This window comes from Oscillospiraceae bacterium MB24-C1 (assembly GCA_030913685.1).
GTDB lineage: Bacteria > Bacillota > Clostridia > Oscillospirales > Ruminococcaceae > Yanshouia.
On record CP133187.1, the window covers coordinates 1,359,527 to 1,378,443 of the forward strand.

The following is an 18,917-nucleotide window of genomic DNA, read 5'->3' on the forward strand; positions in this document are numbered from 1 at the left end:
ATCATGTATTTGTAAGGAGCAATTATGAAGCCGCCACGATTGATGCGTCTGTTATGCTGCCGCGCTGTGCTGCTGCCAGCCTTCGTCCTGTTGGAGGCTGCGCTGTTTTTCTGCGCCGTCTGGTTGTTGGCGCGACGCTCGCCATTTTTGGCACTGCTGCTGCATGCAATGAGCATGGTTGCGGTTCTTTACATTGTCTCAAAACACGACAACCCTTATTATAAGCTGGCATGGGTGGTTCTGATACTCATGGTTCCCATTTTAGGCGGTATGATATACCTTTTAGCAGGGAACAAGCGCCTACCCCGGCGTTTAAAACGACGGATAGTCAGCTTTTATCAGCAAAGCCTCTCTCCGGTTTGTATGGATTCCGGCAGTGAAGCGCCACTTGTCACGCTGGATAAACATCTCGCTTCACAGAGTGTTTATCTTAAAAATTGCACCGGATTTGCTGCTTGGCAAAACACCGTTTGTGAGTTTTTTCCTTCCGGAAACGCCTTGTTCGACCGCATGTGTCACGAGCTGGAAACAGCAGAAAAATTTATATTTTTGGAATATTTTATTATAGCGCCCGGCCTACTTTGGGACCGTGTGCTTAGCATATTAGAAAAAAAGGCCCGCGCAGGCGTATTGGTGCGACTGATGTATGACGATGTGGGTACTATCAGCCGACTGCCACGACATTTTGAAAAAACATTGCGCGAAAAAGGTATTGAAGTAACGGTATTCAACCCCTGTCGCGTGCACATCAACGCCGCGATGAACTACCGCGATCATCGCAAGCTTTGCATCATCGATGGCAATATTGGCTTTTGCGGGGGCGCCAACCTCGCCGACGAATATATTAATCGGCTGCCCCGCTGCGCCCACTGGAAGGACTCCGGCGTATTATTAAAAGGCCATGGCGTTTGGAACCTGACACTGTTATTTTTAGGGCTTTGGGGATTTTCAAACGACGAGCAGCCCGATGATTTCTCATCCTTTGTTCCCACTGTCACCTGCCAAAGTGACGGTTTTATACAGGCCTTTGGGGACAGCCCATTGGATAACCTCTATGTCGCCGAGGCCTTTTGTCTCAAGACCATTGCACGCGCCACCAAATATATTTATATTACAACACCCTATCTTGTATTGGGGCATGAGATGATCTCAGCGCTGGGTACCGCCGCGCTTTCAGGGGTTGATGTGCGCATCATTACACCGGCCGTACCCGACAAGTGGTATGTTCACATCATTTCGCGCAGTTATTATGCGGCGCTTCTGCGGTGTGGCGTGCGCGTTTTTGAATATCAGCCCGGTTTTATCCACGCAAAACAGCTGGTCAGCGACGACATCACCGCTATGGTCGGCACAACCAACCTCGATTTTCGAAGTTTCTACCTGCATTTTGAGTGTGCGGTTTGCCTTTATGGCAGTTCGGCCATCAAGAGCATTTTGGACGACGTTAAAAATACATTGGCATGCTGCCGCGAAATTACCTTTGGCGATACCCTTCGATTTCCGCTCTGGCAGCGCATCATGGCTGTTGTATTGCGCCCTTTTGCCCCGCTTTTTTAGCTGACAAAATAAAAGTCGCCATTTACAGTGTTATGACAACCTCTTTTTCACTTAACCACCCCATCATTCACGTCAAAACAGAGCGGCTGTCATTGCTTTGACGCAATATATTATTCTTACAAAACAAAATTCAAATGTTTCCCCCGTACAACAAAACGCAGCCTCTCGCCCACCGTGGACGGGAGACTGCGTTTTCGTTATGCCGCCATGGTGCGGCGAACTTTATCACAAAGCTGTTTTAGCACCCGGCTTACCTCTCCCTGCGGGAGCTCAAGCAGCCAAGCTATTGTTTCGGTCGGCTGACGCTGTAATACCGATAGCAAAAGCACCGCCCGCTCTAAAAGTGGCATTTCTCCTAGCATTTCAAACAAGCGCGCGCTATCGGCTTCCTCGGGGGACAGCGTTACTGCTTCCAGCAGATTGCGGCTGTAGGCCTCGCCGCAGACCGGTTCACAGTCTTTGATCACCTGCCACAGCACGGCGAGCATCCGCTGTTCAAAGCTTTTCCCCGCGTAGGTGGTATATCCTTCGACAAAGACTTCCGCCATAGCATAACGGGCATCGGCCGCGTCCCCAAGCAAATAGAGCGCCAACCTATAAAGCGAATCCGCGATATCATCATAGCGGTGTGCATATTCCAACTTGCTCATTCTTACCGATTGCAGCATACTTTCCCTCCTCTATGGCGGAGATTCATGTGGCTTCTATGGCGCATTAATCGAAGTAATCGTAGCCCATATTGGCCAAATATTCCCTGTCATAATCATTCAGGGCGCTTTGGCACACCTTATATTTCATCTGCTCCGACAGTTCTTCGAGCGGCATATAATAGTAACCAATGATCACTTCTTCCCCCGCTTGCTCGCCCGCAATGCCGACGACAACATAGGGTGCACCATCATTTGCATATATATTGGTCAGATCTTTGCGGATAGCGGTAAGCTGCGCCAAATCAATCTCGACAAAGGACTTGGACTTTTCGCCATCCTCATCAATATACGCCTTGTCATAATAGCTATGGAAAATCGTATCATGGAGTTCTATACGCCAATCCTGGGTCGTCTGATTAATAACTGAGCCCCGCGAACCGAAGCGATAACCAAGAACGCCAACGTAAGCTTTTTCAACCTTTGAAAAATCATTTTTCAACTGTTCGCCAGCACCGAACTGTTCGAGCAGTCTGCGGGTGTTTTTGAAGCTTTCAGTAATCAGCACTTCGCTGGTTGCGACAGAATATTCTTGATCGTGGAGCGTTTTAACCGATTCACTCTCAGAAACCGCCATGCCCATGGCATACTGGTTGGTGACGACCTCTCTATCCTTTGGAATATACTGATATTCCATGTTGAGATAACCCAGCGCCTGAGTACCCTCCTGGAACTCTTTGATAGGCTGACTCAGGAGATCGGTACGCACAGCCTCCAAAAGCTGTTGCTTCTGCTCCGCGGTGAGAATCAGTGTCTTGCTATCGTTGCCCAGCGCGTTGACAACCGTAACCGATGAAAGCATATCCGCCGTCGCCTTAAAGGACGCATGGGTCTGCCGAATCAATTCGGGCTGTACCTCGAGCTCCAGCAGCGTCGCCCGCGCGTCGGGATAAAGGCCATAATACCGGCGCGACAGGGTTTGGCCGTTTTTCAGCGTGTAGGTAAGGCGCAGCGAACCGTCATAGTTGTTCGCATCTATATCCTTGTTGCTGGCAAGATAGCTTTGTACCTGCATCTGATGTGTTTTGAGAAGTAGCTCAATTGACTTGGGCTCGCTGATGAGATAGGTTCTGGCGTAACCCTCATGTAGCGAGGGTTCGTTGCTATAGCGTGCATTATAATCTTCAAGTGCCACTGACGCTACCGAATCGATGGACGGCACACGGGTCTCATAGCCGAATCCGCCAAACATAACGCCACCCACCAGCAGGCAGACGCCCAGTGTAGTAGCCAGAGCCGCAGGCAGCGCGCGGGGAATTGAACGTACCGTTCTAGTTAAAATGACATCTCCAATAAAATAGGTAATCATCGCGCCGAAAGCAGCCGAGATAAGAAACACCGTCTTGGAGGTATCAAAGCCAAACACGCCACAGAACACTGCACCCAGCAATGCACCGCCCACCAGCGTACCGACACTGCGCAAAAATATCTGCAGCGGGCCTAAGTTGCCAACTGACTCCGCTTGCTCAGAGCGACGTCTTTTATAAACGAATAAACCAATGAAAAACACGACAATACCTGCAAGCAACCAAAGTGCGATGGCGATATTGTTATCCCTTAACATTTTAGCCGAGTTGACCCCGTCCAGCGCCTGTCGACCGAGCATAAGCGAAACCGGAGAAAGACGATAAGCCACTTGCATACCACTGTCAATATCGTTAAAGCCGTACAAAAAAGCACTGCCGATTGTGATAACCGTCAAATACACCGCAGCCAGCGAGGCGTTGAGCCCCAGCGAAAAGATGGCTGTATCAAACGTAGTTCCCACATTGACCGCCGAAAATGCAGTCAGCGCGAATATGACAAAGGTAATAACCATCCAGCAAAGCAGTTCTAAAAATATCATGCCAAAATTCTGTCCACCCACCAAAAGCGCACAGACCGAGACAAACAGAAAATTTATTATCAGAGGAATCCATATCAAGGTAATTCCCGCCGCTGAAGTAGCAAGATATAACTCGCTTCTCGTCAGCGGCAGCGCATGATAGACATCCACTGAGCGCTTATTTTGCATATAACCGAACAGATTCGTCGCCATAACAACCGGCACGATCAGCGACATGCTTGTGAAAAACACCACGGCAAAACCGTTGTATATGTTAGCAGGGCCAATCAGTTCAAAGATTCGCACTGTATCTGCCGGATATGGGTGGCGGATGTACTCCAAATAGCTTAAAAGATATTGCAAGCTAAAGAACAAAAAGCCCAGTACGCCATAAAAAAGGGCACTGCCGCGGTTGCGGCGCAGAAGGTTTTTATAAACCGGCAAAAATCGGGCCACATTAAAAGATGATTTTGCTGTAGTCATATCCGACCGCCTCCATTTCATAGATAAATACCTCTTCGAGCGTCAGGCTGACCGCCTCGCACAGGATGGGGTTAAGTTTTGAGACGGCGGCGAGCGCTTCTCTTTCGCCTGCAGCGCACACCAGGGTCGCTACGCTACCACGAACCTCTTTGGAGATAACCGATACGCCTTCAAGTTCCAAATTTTCTGGCATCGGCTTAAACACCGCCTGCACCTTGCAAAAGCCGAGTTGAATATGGTCGATCGCGCACTCCAGTTTGAGCGAACCGTGGTGCAACAGCCCGACGCGGTCACAAAAATCCTCCAGCTCGCGTAGGTTGTGCGACGAGATAACCACGGTCATTTCATATTCCGAAAGCATGTCGGAGATAATCCTGCGTACTGCATGGCGAATAACCGGGTCCAGCCCGTCAAACGCCTCGTCGAGCAGCAGATAATCCGGCGCGCAGGAAAGGGCCAAAATTAACGCCGCCTGACGACGCATACCCTTTGAGAAATTTGAAAGCTTGCGCCGGGTGCCGATTGGAAACAACTCGCACAGCTTATGATAGCGCTTTTCATCCCAACGATGATAGGCAGCGCGGTAAAAATCCGCCATATCTTGCAGCGTGGCCTGCGGGTGAAAATACAGGTCGTCTGAAACGAAAAACACCTGCTGCTTTTTTTCAGGATTTTCAAATGCAGCCTCTCCGTCAATATCCACACTGCCACCGTCGGGCGAATAAACCCCCGCTATCAAGCGCAGTAATGTCGATTTACCTGAGCCATTGGTGCCAACCAAACCGTAAATACAACTTTTTTGAATCTCAAAGCTGACCTGATCGAGCGCGGTGCTGCTCTCAAATCGTTTGGTGACATTCTCGATCTTAATCATCAGATTTCCTCCTTGTAAATTTCGCCGGTCAGCTTAATGACCGCCTCTTTAGAAACCCCAGCCTTTCTGGCAGCACGCATCGGTTCTTCAATTGCTTTCAAATGCTGTTCTAAAACGGCTTTTGTCAGATTCTCACCGGGACAAATAAAGCTGCCGCGCCCTGCGGCCTGATAAATTAATCCACGAAGCTCCAGCTCCTGATAAGCCTTTTGCACGGTATTGGGGTTGATTCCGATATCCCGCGCCAGACTGCGCACGCTTGGCAACTGATCATCGCCAGCCAAAACGCCTTTGCTAATAAGGCTGATAATATTTTGGACAATCTGTTCGTATATCGGTACTCTACTACGGGTATCTATCGAAAACATGGCTTGCCTCCTTTTCTTGGGGTTAAGCATTACGCGAAGTTTTATGTGTACTAGTTATCATAGTACAGCTAGTATAGCATGTAATACATTGTATTGCAAGCCTTTTAATAAGAAAAAATATCGGAGCTGCCAGCAGCTCCGATATTTCAATTTAAGATTTAGCTTTAGATGGTAGCGCCGGTGCTGGGGTTGCTGGGGAGATTGGAATCGGTCTCAGGCACTACAACTGCATCGGTAATAGCCTTATCGGTAATGACAAAGCGACCGAGGGTGTTGGTGGTAAAGCTCAGAACTTCATCATCGGCATCATAGCTCGAGTTGATAAGCGTAAGCTTGCCACCGAGGTAACGGTAGACAAAGAACTTGCCACCAAAGTCGTCGGTGTAGTCCGCGACGTCGATCTCCATTGTGCCGTTAGTGGTGAACTTGGTACCTGCCGGGAAGGTCAGGAACGCGAAGTTGTTGTCCGCATACTTGTTGAGAATTTCAGCAATAGCATTGTTATTGTGCAGCATGTTGATATCCTTCATGCCAGAGACAATAACAGTGTAGTTCCAGTTGTCATTAGTGAAGGTAACCTTCTTGTTGTTGTTCAGGTCAGAAATCTGGTTGAGCTGAGACTTTGTGAATACAGGGGTATCGTTGTCAACCTTGATTTCGTCTTCCTTAGCAAGCGATGCGATGTAATCGTCAGAAACTACCTTGTAGCCGGTCTCGAACGCAACAGTAATCTCTACGGCATTTTTGCTGGCAGACTTCTCAGTCAGCTTCATAGAATACTCTTCTTCGGTGCTAACTGCGGGCCAACCGGCCTTTACTGTTGCAGAGATGTAATACACGCCGCCGATTCTGTCAAGCACGAACTCGGACATGGAATCGCCTTCGCCTGTGTTACTGATCTTAAAGCTGTAGTCTTCAAGCAGGTCATCGTTCAGAGGGGTAGCCTCTGCGCCAGCGATGGAGATAGATACAGGGAAACGATAGGTTTCGCCGGGCTTGAGCAGGCTGTCCTTCAGCACCAGGCCGCTGTCAGCGTCGGCGCCAAGCACGATGTTGTTTTTCGGATCTACCGCAAACGCGGTAGCTGCAACCGAAAGAGACAACATAGCCGCAAGCAGAATAGAAAGGGTTTTTCTCATGTGAAATCCTCCTGATAATTTGGTTCGCGCAAAATCGCGCTGTATGTTGTGTTGCTCTTGCTGAGCACATGTCAAAGTATAACGCGATTATTCATTAAAAACAATCGGTTTTTGTTACCATTTTGTAATATAGATCGTATATTTAACTTATGTTTCTACAATTTGGATTTAAATTTGAGCAAAACAACGCAATAATCCAATATTTATCGCTTTATAATAGTTACAACTTGTAACCTTTGCTTTGATTGGCACTTTTGCCGCCAGCAATAAACAAATTTGTCTCAAAACATAAAAAACCGACCGGATATTTGTCCGGTCGGTTTTTTTACATCTTATTATGTGGATCATTAAGCAGCCGCACCCGTCGGCGGGTTAACCAATGCCGGCGTCTGAGTAGACGGTTGAGTGGTTGTGGCACTACTAGAGCCTGTTGACGTGGAAGAAGCGGTATTGTCGGAGACCGTCTGAGATACGTTCTTTCCGGCATTAACAAAATTTCCGCCACCCACCGAGATCTTGTTGGCATCAAGCGGTACGCTGGAAGCCACATAGGTACCCAGTCTGCTGGTTGTATGGCCAAAGTAACCATTGTTGTTCACATCCGCCACCAACGTCAGACTGTTGTCATCGCCAATTTGGTATAAATATTTCGTTGTCTCGGGTGCTTTAATCTTGAGCACGCTTTCATAGGCGAAGCTGGGATGTGCATAGAACGAAATAAACTTAAAACTGGCGTTTGGATACGCTCTGGTAATAGCAGTGTTCTCGGTTGTGTTGTATCCAAGGTTAAACTTTTTGACCCTGGCCAGTCTAATATTATAATAGCTGCCGTCCTCAAAGTCGAGTCGGCAAGATTTCAGTTCCTCATCAAACTCAACAATCGGGGAGTCTGGATCAACATCATATTGTGAGCTGTCGACTATCTCGGTCACTTCTTTGTCATAGTACCCGATCTCAATATCCATCTCATACCAGGAACGAGAATCCTCTCGATCCTTGTCACGGCTATTGTCTTTGGCGAGGACGGTGATATGTACCTCGGCATCATCCGCGTAGGAGTAATTGGCCTTGGCTCTAAAATGGAAATAATATTTATCACTATCGTTCAGCTTAACGAATTCTGCTTTTTCCACAATTTTTTTAGCAGTGGAAGACGAAACATTATCATCATCTGCACGGCTCACACTAACCGACACGCTGTAAAACTCGAAGAAATCGTCAGTGATGGGCCCGCCCTGCCATTCGCAGTCAAAATAATAGTCGGTGCCCGGCCACAGTACGCTGGTATCCTCTTTGATCGAGAAGATATACTGATTGTCATAATCCTCTTCATTAAGTGCCAACGCCGATACCGAGGCAATACTAAAAATCATGGCTACCGCGAGCAGTGCGGTCAGCAGTTTTTTCATAACGCCGTCCCCCTGTTTATCAAAATTCTAATACTATAGTTAATCATATTATAGCTTATCACGATTGAAAAGCAAAGGGTACTGTGACAAATTTTACAATTTATTTGTAAATTGCCAGTCTTTTTATTGTAATACGTAGAAAAAAACCGCTAGATAATGCAGTAATGAACCCACCAAAATAAACAGATGAAAAATTTCATGAAAGCCAAAATTTTTGGTGATAACCGGACGCTTGAGTATATATATAACCGCACCCGCGCTATAACATAGGCCACCTGCCGCTACTAAATACATGCAGCCAGACTCCATCGCGGCAAAGGACGGCCAGTCAAATATAATAGCCCAGCCCATTAGCAGATACAGCGAGGTATAAAGCCAGCGTGGCGCCATTATCCAGCAGAGTTTAACGACAATGCCCGCGGCTGCTACTATCCAAATCACCCTCAAAAAGTGAATAGCCGCTTCATATTCCATACAGTGTACAGCAATTGGCGTGTAGGTTCCAGCAATCAGCACATAGATGATTGCGTGGTCCAGTTTTCTCAGGCGCAGCAAAATGCGGTCGCAGCCTTTATAAAAATGATAAAACGTACTCGCTGCATAAAGCGCAATGAGCGAAATGGCAAACACAACGGCGCTGGCCAGTATGCCCAACTCAATTTGCAGTGCTTTAGCACGCAGCACCAAAAGTAGGCAGCCAAAGGCAGCGCAGCACATGCCAATACAATGGGTAAAGCTACTGATAGGGTCTCTGGCATGGGTATAAAAATAGCTCATAATTTTTATCACTCCTCAAACTTTATTATATGGTTTGTAAAACTATATTATAAGTTTTATTATACTATTAATTTCGAGGTTTTCAATACTTATTATTGAAAACAAAACAACATTTTGTTATTCTATTGTTAAAGGAGTGGTTTTATGAATTCGGAGCTTTCCCAGCCTTCGGATATCTCTTTTCGCAAAGCAGTTATCCATGTCTCGGATCTGCCCTCTCTCGAACTGTATATCGACCAGGTCATTACCCTCATCGATCAAGGCTATGCCACTAATAAGCGCACAACAGAAGAAAAGCCGCTGACAAAAATGATGATCAACAATTACAGCAAGGCGGGGCTGGTGCGCCCAATTAAGGGTAAAAAATATGCCAAGGAGCATATTGTACAAATGTTGATCATTTATGCACTCAAGGGCACCCTTTCTATTGGCGAAATTAAAGATGTGCTTGATGGACTCTATGCTCAACCCGGATTTGAAAGCGCCGCCCTGTTTGAAAGCTATGAAAACGCACTGGACAAACAAGGAGGATGTCTCGCGTCTCTTGAAGAACTGCTTTCATCCTCAAAGTTATTGGATGCACCGGATGTGCCCGACCGTTTTGCGTCGCTTATGGCAGTATGCGCCATGTCTGAAGCGCTATCACAATTGGCTGAACGCATGGTGACTCAATATTTTTCTAGCCCTGAAAAAATTAAACCCGAAACTCCAAAAAATAAAAAAGGACCCCACAAAATTAAACCGAACCAGTAAAACGGCAAATAGACAAAATCCCCTGATGTAGGTAAATAGAGACTACATCAGGGGATTTTTATTCAAGGCTAAAATATGTACACGTTGGGCAGATAGAAGATGGAATTTAAAAATGCGCAATGGGAGAAAAAACATTAAGAGAAAATTACAGAACACGACTGGAAATAAAGCAAATTAAGAGACTGGATTACCCATTACAATCAGCAAGTCATATCAAATGATTGAACGTTATATTTATTGCTACAGCCAGAAACGCATTCTGTTAAAAACAGGAGTGACGCTGCTTTCGCTACGCCACTCCGCTTAAATCTTAAAAACTTAATAGTTCTTTGCAAGTACCTGGAAGAATGCCTTCGGATGATCACACACGGGACATACCTCCGGAGCCTTCTCACCAACATGGATGTGCCCACAGTTAGCGCACTGCCAAATGACCTTCTCGTCCTTGATAAAGACGGCATTGCCCTCAACATTGGCCAACAGCTTACGATAACGCTCCTCGTGCTCTTTTTCTATCTTGCCGACAGCCTCAAACAGATAGGCAATCTTGGTAAAGCCCTCTTCCTTGGCTTCCTTAGCAAAACGAGCGTACATATCAGTCCACTCATAGTTTTCGCCATTGGCTGCATCAAGCAGGTTGGCTGCGGTATCTGGAATGCCACCGTCGTGCAGTAGCTTAAACCAGATTTTTGCATGTTCTTTTTCGTTGTTTGCGGTTTCTTCAAAAAGATTCGCAATCTGCACATAGCCTTCCTTTTTTGCCATGGCAGCATAATAGGTGTACTTGTTTCTGGCCTGGCTTTCGCCTGCAAAGGCAGCCATTAAATTAGCTTCGGTCTTGGTTCCTTTTAAATTGCTCATCGTTACATTCTCCTTCTATTATAAAATTAGATTACTAACAAGTAAATAATAATATTTATCACTTTTTAAATAATAACATATTTTATAGATATGTCAAGATTGACATCTGTTAATATGTGGGAGCAGATGTCAGTTTTGCATATCCTTTATTATAGCTTAAATCGTGTAATAATTCACCTGAATTTTTAACTAATTTTTGATTCTTTTTATAGATTCGACCTTATTATTGACAATACCACAACATCTTTTTATAATAAGGAAGACATCTAAATAAGACGATGCCTTGAAGAAAAGAATTGCGATACTACTTTTTCAACAGAGAGGGCGGCGAAGCTGAGAGCCATCCGTAAAAGTAAAGCAAGGGCCATTTTGGAGCACCGCGTTGAAGAATCGCGGCGTATTCCCGCGCGTTATGCGGGCTAAAGCGGCATGCTGTGATACAGCATGCAATTTGGGTGGTACCACGGAATGCTACACTTTCGTCCCATTTGGCGGCGGAAGTGTTTTTTGTTGTACCCTAACCCTGCTCTTTTGGCATCTTTTTTATTTGCTGTGCATCGCTACTGGAGACCTGCTATACTAATATTTGGCTAATGTGATGAAATAAAATGAAAGGATATTCTTTGTCCTGTTAAAACCGGTTTCATCAGATTAATTAAATATCGGTATTTAATATAGATTTTATATCACTTATCAAACAATTCATAGAAATAGGATGTGACAAATCAAATGGAATGGACTGGACTAAACGAACTGCGCAGCAAGTTTTTAAATTTCTTTGAAAGCAAAGGGCATATCTTACTGCCCTCTGCCCCGCTCGTACCCCGCGACGACAACAGCCTGCTGCTCATTAACTCGGGCATGGCGCCGCTGAAGAAGTACTTTACCGGCATGGAAACCCCGCCCAGAAAGCGCGCAACCTCCTGCCAGAAGTGCATCCGCACCCCCGACATTGAGAATGTGGGTAAAACCGCCCGCCACGGCACCTATTTCGAGATGCTGGGTAACTTCTCGTTCGGCGATTATTTTAAGCACGAGGCGACGGCCTGGGCGTGGGAATTTTTGACCACCGAGCTGCAAATCCCCAAAGATCTGCTTTGGGTCACCATCTATGAAGATGACGACGAGGCCAAGGACATTTGGATCAACGAGGTCGGCGTATCGCCTGACCGTATCATCCGCATGGGTAAGGAAGATAATTTCTGGGAGATCGGTTCCGGTCCTTGCGGTCCCTGCTCCGAGCTGCATTTTGACCGCGGTGAAAAATACGGTTGCGGCTCACCCGACTGTTGCGTCGGCTGCGAATGTGACCGTTATATCGAAATCTGGAACCTCGTGTTCACTCAGTTTAACTCCGACGGTAATGGCAACTACACGCCACTGGATCACCCCAACATCGATACAGGCATGGGCTTGGAACGACTGGCTTGCGTTATGCAGGGCGTAGACAATCTCTTTGAGGTCGACACTGTTCAGCGCATTATGAGCCACATCAGCAAAATTGCAGGCGTAACCTACAAAGACGACCCCAAAACCGATATTTCGCTGCGCGTCATAACCGACCATGTGCGTTCGACCACCATGATGATTGGTGACGGCGTTGTCCCCTCGAACGAGGGCCGCGGCTATGTGTTGCGCCGCCTGCTGCGCCGCGCTGCGCGCCACGGCAGATTACTGGGCATCACCGAACCGTTCCTCTATCAGGTGGTAGATACCGTCATTGAAGAAAATAAAGTGGCTTATCCCGGGCTTGTTGATACCCGCGATTATATCGTCAAGGTCGTTAAGATGGAGGAGGAGCGCTTCTCCCGCACCATCGATTCGGGCATGGAGCTGCTCTCAAACATCATCGACCGTATTGAGAGTGAAGCCATGAACAAAGATAAGCGCGTATTGCCGGGCGACCTTGCGTTTAAGCTTTATGATACCTTCGGCTTCCCGGTTGATCTTACCCGCGAAATCTTAGAAGAAAAGCAGATTGGCCTTGACGAAGAGGCTTTTAAGAAGCTGATGGCCGAGCAGCGTGATCGCGCACGCAAAGCGCGCGAAAATATGGGCGATGTCAGTTGGGAAGACGATGTGCTTGCGACCCTTGATAGCAAGACCAGTTTTGTCGGTTACACGGCCAACGATATAAAGTGCAAAGTAGTCGCTATCGTTTCTGACGGTACGCTGGCAGATGCCATCGGTACAGGCGACCGTGCCGCCATCGTGCTGGATACGACCCCCTTCTACGCCGAGAGCGGCGGCCAAGTGGGTGATGCGGGCGTCATTTCAGACGGCAAGGCGGTCTTCCATGTGTATGACTGCAAAAAATCCCCCACCGGTCAGTTTTTGCATATCGGTGAGGTGGTTGAGGGTAGCCTGCTGACCGGCAGCGATGTGACCGCCGTTGTCACGAAACCCCGCCGTAGCGCCATTATGCGCAACCACACTGCCGCACACCTGTTGCAATTTGCACTGCGCGAGGTGTTAGGCACCCATGTGCATCAGGCTGGGCAACTGGTGGACAGCGACTATTGCCGCTTTGATTTCACACATTTTGCGTCTGTCACCCCCGAGGAACTCAGCCAGATCGAGGCACTGGTCAACGATATGATCTTCTCTGCCTTGTCGGTTACTGTCGCCGAAATGTCGCAGGACGAAGCTAAGCAGAAGGGCGCCATGGCATTGTTTTCTGAAAAATATGGTGACACCGTACGTGTCGTCGATATCGACGGGCGCGCAATCGAGCTCTGCGGCGGCACCCATGTAGACAACACTGCTAAGCTGGGCATATTTAAAATTCTTAAAGAATCATCGGTTGCGGCGGGCGTTCGCCGTATTGAAGCCGTCACCGGCAGCGGTGTGCTGGGTTATATCAACCAGCTTCAGTCGCAAATTGCCTCTGCGGCCGAACTTCTGAAAATCGGCTCCGGTGCAGACCTCGCCGGAAAGATCGGCGCATTACAAAGTGAACTCAAGGCCAAGGAACGTGAAATAGATTCGATGAGCCAGCGGCTGGCAACTTCTCAGATTAAGAACTTGTTTGAAAGCGCCAAGGACATCGACGGTATTCGGGTGATGACCGCCTCCTTTAACGACATGACGCCCGATGCGCTGCGCGCGCTCGGCGACAAAGTCAAGGAATATGCTGAGCCAGTTATGGCGGTGTTCACCTCCGCCTCTGGTGCAAAGGCTTCTGTGTTGGCAGTTGCCAGCAAGGCGGCTGCTCAGAAGGGTGCGCATGCGGGTAAACTGATTAAATCGCTTACTACAATGGCCGGTGGCTCCGGTGGTGGAAAGCCCGATTCCGCCATGGGCGGTGCACCCGAAATCGTTAAGCTTAACGAGGCGGTTTCAAAGGTGGAAAACTTGCTTAGAGACATGCTGACAAAATAATTAAAAGACTGCCCACGCGGCGGTTAGGCGGGAATATAGCCCCTTGACCGCCGCAGGGTTCTGCGCCATTATGAAAGGAAGGGACGATTTTATGGACTGCCTATTTTGTAAAATTGTTGCAGGAGAAATTCCCAGTACGAAGATCTATGAAGATGATCTGGTACTGGCGTTTCGCGATATTGACCCCAAAGCGCCGTTTCATGCAGTGGTTATCCCCAAGACGCATCTTGCCTCGGCCGCTGATATCAGCGCCGACAACAGCACCGTAATCGCTCATTTGTTTGAGGTCATCGCTGAGATCGCTCGACGTGAAAAGCTAGATAAAGGCTTTCGCGTGGTGACCAACTGTGGCGAAGAGGGCGGTCAGACAGTTGGCCACCTGCACTTTCATCTGCTGGCTGGGCGCAACCTCGGGTGGCCCCCCGGCTGATTTGCAATTTAATTTGTTGCTATAACTGAAAGGGAGTTTAAATCATGGCTGAATCCTACCGCCTGAAGGTCGCCGGTTTGGAGCGCGATCTGACACTTTGCCCGCTTAATGACAAGCTTTCTATTGCGGGTTTTATTATGTTTTCTGATGTTGAGCTGACCGTCAATTGCGCCGCCGAGCTACTTAAAAAGGTGCCGCGTTTTGACGTTATCATCACGGCGGAATCCAAGGGCATTCCGCTGGCCTATGAAATGAGCCGCCAGTCAGGTAAAAACTATTATCTGGCACGTAAGAGCAAAAAGCTTTATATGGTTGACCCAGTCGCGGTGGAGGTTAAATCCATCACCACCACGAATATCCAGACGCTTTATATGGATAGAAACGACCTTGATGCACTTTCTGGCAAGCGGGTGCTGATTGTGGATGACGTCATTTCAACCGGTGAATCGCTCAATGCCCTTAAAGCCCTGGTGGAAAAGGGTAATGGCAACATTGTCGCCTGCGCCGCTGTACTAGCCGAAGGTGACGCCGCTAAGCGTGACGATATCATTTTCTTAGAGCCTCTGCCTCTGTTCCCCCGCTAAGATAATGTCGACTATATCGCACAGGATACGCCTAAAGCTATCTTGACTTTTAGTTAGGAGAATTATCTGATGAGAAGACCGTTGTTTTGGATGGGATTTGCCTTCCTTTCCTCAACTGCGGTCTTTTTGCGTTTTGAATGGGGTATCGCTGCGTTTTTATGTGTAGGCATCGCGCTGTTGGCGTTGCTTTTCTCAAACGCCCGGTTGCGCACAGGGCTAGCTCTGTTTTTTGCCTGCGCCGCCTTGGGTACGTTGTTCAGTGCGCTATATACCACAGGAATTCGTCATTATCTCTCCCCGGTGCTGGCTGTAAGCGATCACCCAGTGGAAGTGATTTTGACCATTACTGAACGACAGGCACGCGGTAATTACTGCCGATGGCAGGGCAAAGGTACCGTTATTGCAAACGGTGTTTCGCGAACCTATACCGTAAATTTAAGCGGGTATACTGAGGAAGAGTCCGCTATTGGAGATGTGCTACGCTGTACCGCCAAAATTGAACAGCCTTTTTCTGGCGATATGCTGCGCTGCCGACTGGTCACGCTGCTGCCCCCGGCGGAAAATTCGCCCCATCCTTTCACCCACCTTCGACTACGCTGGCAGCAGGCGCTCTCAAACCAGGCGGGCGCGTTATCCGAAGATACACGGATATCTGGGGTGCTGTCGGCCATCCTTACCGGTGATCGTTCAAGGCTACCTAATAATGTCACCGCCGATTTTCGCGGCAGTGGATTATCGCATATTTTGGTGGTCTCTGGCCTACATCTGATTCTGGTCAGTCGCTTGGTGGGAATACTACTGTTGCGCGTCAGTACACCCCGGTATGCCGGCTTGTTGTCGCTGATCTTTTGCTGGCTGTTTGCGGCGGTCAGCGGACTTGGCAGCTCGGTTATTCGCGCCGCCGTCATGCTGACGCTGGTACATCTTGCAGAATTATTCAACCGCCACAGCGACACGCTAACCTCTTTGATGGTAGCGGCACTTCTAATGGGGCTACAAAATCCCTATACCCTTCTTTCAGTATCATTTTTGCTCTCGTTCGGTGCGGTGGCAGGGCTTGCTGTGCTTGAAAAACCGATTTTCAACACCTTGCAGGGAAAAAAGCTCCGTAGTGGTGTAACGACGCATCTGCTGCAAAGCCTTTCGGTCGGAATTGCGGCTCAAGCGGGTGCCGCGCCGGTACTGGTCTGGTTTTTCGGTTTGATTCCGCTATTAGGGCTTATTGCAAACCTTGCAGCAGTCTGGCTAATCGAACCTATCATGTTACTGGGGCTCACCGCACTGACGCTCAGTTTTGTGTCGCCCCTGCTGGGGGGCATTATCGCGCTGCCCTGCAATGCTCTGTTGCGTCTGCTTCTTTTAATCGCGCGGGTATTTTCACGCTTACCGGGCGCACAGCTCGGCTTCACCGAGCGCTGGCAGACCGCGTGGTTGTTCGGCAGTTTGTTCCTTGTGGTGTTGGTGTTCACCAAACGTCCTCGTGCGCCGGTGGGTCGCTTTGCAGCACTGGGATGTCTTGCTGTCGGACTGACAGCCTCGGTACTGTTTGCAACCATGAACAGCAACCGCGCAGACATTATTCTGTTTAAAAACAGTGGCGCCGCTGTTATTTGCGGCAGCCGTGCCGTCCTTTTTGGCTCACCGCAAAACGGTTATGCGTTGCAGGAAATTCAGACCGCATTTGAACGCAGTGGTGTCAAATCACTCGATGCGATTGTGATTGATTCAGCAGATCAGGCGACATACCACACCGCCGCGCTAGCGCTGGATTATCCGTCGACTGTGCTATGCTCTCCACCCTCGCGCGCCGCCGTCACCTTCTCGCACGCGGCCGGGCTGCCTCTGCGTAACCTGCCACAGGACGCTTTGTTGTATGGTGCCGTACGGTATCATAAATCTGACAGTGAAATAACGCTGACCTTTTCAGAGGCCGAGCTGTTAAAAACCGGCGGTAATTGTGTTATAATAGGGAAGTACGCAGAGCTGGAGCCCTTTTCGGCCAGTGTTCTACGTGCGCGTGCAAAATTATGAAATAATTTAGGCGGGCTAACCGCAAAAAATAACGTGAAGGCGAAAATTGGTTTGTAAATTATAAGTTTGAAGGGAGCGGCCCGGATGCTCTGCACCACCGAGAAACAACTTAAAGAACAACTTTCAACTGAAAATTTCGCGCCGCTTTACCTGTTGTTCGGAAACGAGCCGGTGCTGCTGCGTACCTGGCGGCAAAAGCTGTTAGACACATTTGAACGCGCCGGAGATCAGCTGGAATATATGGACGGTAAGGCGTTGGATCTATCAGCCCTGTTTGACGCCGCCGAGCTGCTCTCGATGTTCGGCGGACGGCGGATCATCGCCATCGACAACTTTGAACCCGAACAGCTGATTGATGCAGACTGCAAGGCGCTGTGCACCTTTTTTGGTGAGATCCCCGAAGGCACCATTTTGATTATCACAGCGGCGGCCGAAAGCTTTGACGAAAAAAAAGGCAAGTGCGCCAAAAAACTTCTGGCTGCCGCCGAAAAGTCCGGATTAGCCGCCCGGCTTGACCGCCGTGGAGAAGCTGATCTGCGCCGCTTTGTCATCGCACGCTGTAAAAGTAAGGGCAAAGCCCTGTCTAACGAGGCGGCCACCTTTTTACTGGCGCATTGTGGTAATGATATGGGCACCCTCTTAAATGAGTGCGACAAGCTTTGCGCCTATGCCACAGAAACAAAAAGAGATATTAACAACGACATGATTCGCCAGGTCTGCCCGGGGGTACTCTCCGCCGACCCCTTTGCGCTTGCGCGCTTGATGCTGCGCGGCAATTTGCAGGCGGTGCTCTCACAAGTGGACACACTGATGCGATTGCGCCAACCGGTCATCATGATTTTAGCAAATCTCAGCGGTGCTTTTTGTGATCTTGCGCGTGCTTGCGCTGCCCGTGCAAGCGGCCGTGCCGCGTCTGACCTGACCGCCGATTTTTCTTACCGTTTTGCCTGGCGCGCTCAAAACGCTTATCGCGATTGCGCCAGACTTAATGCCGCTGCAATCTATTCGGTGTGTGAGCTGCTATGCGAGGCCGATGCTACCCTTAAAAGTAGCAGTGCCGATGAACGCATCGTGCTTGAGACTACCATCATCCGCGCCATGCGCACGTTGCAAAAGGGTGGGGCGGTATGTTGATAAAGGTAAGACAGCCCATCATCGTTGAGGGGCGATATGACCGTATCCGCCTTGCATCGCTCATCGACGGCGTCATTATCGAAACTGGCGGCTTTCGCATCTTTAAGGATAAGGCACTGCTCGATTCTCTACGCCATATCGCCCGCACCACAGGGCTTATTTTGCTTACCGATTCGGATCAGGCAGGTTTTCGCATTCGTAATTTTTTAAAAAACGCCATGGGGCCCAATGCGAAACTAACGCAGGTTTATATCCCCGGCATCAAGGGCGTAGAGCGCCGAAAGCAAGCCCCCTCGGCTGAGGGGCTATTGGGCGTTGAGGGTATGGATTCCGAGACGCTACGCGCCGCGTTTGAGCGGGCAGGCGTGGGCTGTGAGACGGTTGTGCAAAAAAGCAATCTTACTGCGGCGGATCTGTTCGACGCCGGGCTGACCGGCAAGCCCGAGAGCGCTACCCGCCGCCGAGCACTGCTGCGAAAGCTACACCTGCCGGAGCGGTTGTCGAATTCGGCTATGCTCACGATGCTTAACACCCTGCTTACCCGCGAGGAATTTTTTACGTTGGCAGCGTCTCTGCCGCAATAGTGCAGAAAAAGGAGGGAACG

The 18,917-nt window shown here is 48.9% G+C and carries 16 protein-coding genes; 8 read left to right on the top strand and 8 right to left on the bottom strand.

Going from position 1 to position 18,917, the window contains the following annotated elements; genetic code table 11:
• Positions 1-24: 24 nt before the first annotated feature.
• Complete coding sequence (gene cls, locus RBH76_06550; GenBank protein WMJ85072.1) at positions 25-1,557, top strand: cardiolipin synthase; 1,533 nt, start codon at positions 25-27, stop codon at positions 1,555-1,557.
• Between the two features lie 197 nt (positions 1,558-1,754).
• On the opposite strand, the gene RBH76_06555 is transcribed toward cls, so the two are convergent.
• The 7 genes from RBH76_06555 to RBH76_06585 form a co-directional block, all read right to left on the bottom strand.
• Entirely contained in the window at positions 1,755-2,225 is a 471-nt protein-coding gene (locus RBH76_06555) for a hypothetical protein (protein ID WMJ85073.1), read from the bottom strand.
• 46 nt (positions 2,226-2,271) lie between these two features.
• On the bottom strand, positions 2,272-4,572 hold the full coding sequence (locus RBH76_06560) for a hypothetical protein (protein ID WMJ85074.1): 2,301 nt from the start codon (positions 4,570-4,572) through the stop codon (positions 2,272-2,274).
• Entirely contained in the window at positions 4,547-5,446 is a 900-nt protein-coding gene (locus RBH76_06565) for an ABC transporter ATP-binding protein (protein ID WMJ85075.1), read from the bottom strand. Before RBH76_06565 ends, RBH76_06560 begins: the two co-directional genes overlap by 26 nt.
• Entirely contained in the window at positions 5,446-5,814 is a 369-nt protein-coding gene (locus RBH76_06570; GenBank protein ID WMJ85076.1) for a GntR family transcriptional regulator, read from the bottom strand. Before RBH76_06570 ends, RBH76_06565 begins: the two co-directional genes overlap by 1 nt.
• A gap of 164 nt (positions 5,815-5,978) precedes the next feature.
• Positions 5,979-6,953: a hypothetical protein gene (locus RBH76_06575; protein ID WMJ85077.1), complete on the bottom strand. Its 975-nt coding sequence runs from the start codon at positions 6,951-6,953 to the stop codon at positions 5,979-5,981.
• Between the two features lie 347 nt (positions 6,954-7,300).
• A complete protein-coding gene (locus tag RBH76_06580) occupies positions 7,301-8,362 on the bottom strand; it encodes a hypothetical protein (GenBank protein WMJ85078.1) in 1,062 nt (353 codons plus the stop codon).
• A 123-nt stretch (positions 8,363-8,485) separates the two neighbouring features.
• Positions 8,486-9,139 carry a hemolysin III family protein gene (locus RBH76_06585; GenBank protein ID WMJ85079.1) on the bottom strand — a complete coding sequence of 218 codons (654 nt, stop codon included), beginning with the start codon at positions 9,137-9,139 and terminating at the stop codon, positions 8,486-8,488.
• Positions 9,140-9,283: 144 nt separating this feature from the next.
• On the opposite strand from RBH76_06585, the gene RBH76_06590 reads away from it, so the two are divergent.
• Complete coding sequence (locus tag RBH76_06590; protein ID WMJ85080.1) at positions 9,284-9,892, top strand: DUF1836 domain-containing protein; 609 nt, start codon at positions 9,284-9,286, stop codon at positions 9,890-9,892.
• A gap of 318 nt (positions 9,893-10,210) precedes the next feature.
• Here the strand turns inward: RBH76_06590 and RBH76_06595 are convergent, their stop codons facing one another.
• Positions 10,211-10,753, bottom strand: coding sequence for a rubrerythrin family protein (locus RBH76_06595; GenBank protein WMJ85081.1), 543 nt, complete (start codon positions 10,751-10,753; stop codon positions 10,211-10,213).
• 729 nt (positions 10,754-11,482) lie between these two features.
• On the opposite strand from RBH76_06595, the gene alaS reads away from it, so the two are divergent.
• The 6 genes from alaS to RBH76_06625 all read left to right on the top strand — a co-directional run bounded on the left by alaS (position 11,483) and on the right by RBH76_06625 (position 18,897).
• Positions 11,483-14,134, top strand: coding sequence for an alanine--tRNA ligase (alaS, locus tag RBH76_06600; protein WMJ85082.1), 2,652 nt, complete (start codon positions 11,483-11,485; stop codon positions 14,132-14,134).
• Positions 14,135-14,225: 91 nt separating this feature from the next.
• Positions 14,226-14,564: a histidine triad nucleotide-binding protein gene (locus RBH76_06605; GenBank protein WMJ85083.1), complete on the top strand. Its 339-nt coding sequence runs from the start codon at positions 14,226-14,228 to the stop codon at positions 14,562-14,564.
• A gap of 44 nt (positions 14,565-14,608) precedes the next feature.
• Positions 14,609-15,148: a phosphoribosyltransferase family protein gene (locus tag RBH76_06610; GenBank protein ID WMJ85084.1), complete on the top strand. Its 540-nt coding sequence runs from the start codon at positions 14,609-14,611 to the stop codon at positions 15,146-15,148.
• Between the two features lie 69 nt (positions 15,149-15,217).
• Complete coding sequence (locus RBH76_06615; GenBank protein WMJ85085.1) at positions 15,218-17,179, top strand: ComEC/Rec2 family competence protein; 1,962 nt, start codon at positions 15,218-15,220, stop codon at positions 17,177-17,179.
• 84 nt (positions 17,180-17,263) lie between these two features.
• The gene (gene holA / locus RBH76_06620; protein ID WMJ85086.1) at positions 17,264-18,313 is read left to right on the top strand and encodes a DNA polymerase III subunit delta; all 1,050 of its coding nucleotides are present in this window, start codon (positions 17,264-17,266) and stop codon (positions 18,311-18,313) included.
• On the top strand, positions 18,307-18,897 hold the full coding sequence (locus RBH76_06625) for a DUF4093 domain-containing protein (protein ID WMJ85087.1): 591 nt from the start codon (positions 18,307-18,309) through the stop codon (positions 18,895-18,897). Before holA ends, RBH76_06625 begins: the two co-directional genes overlap by 7 nt.
• The last annotated feature ends 20 nt before the right edge of the window (positions 18,898-18,917 follow it).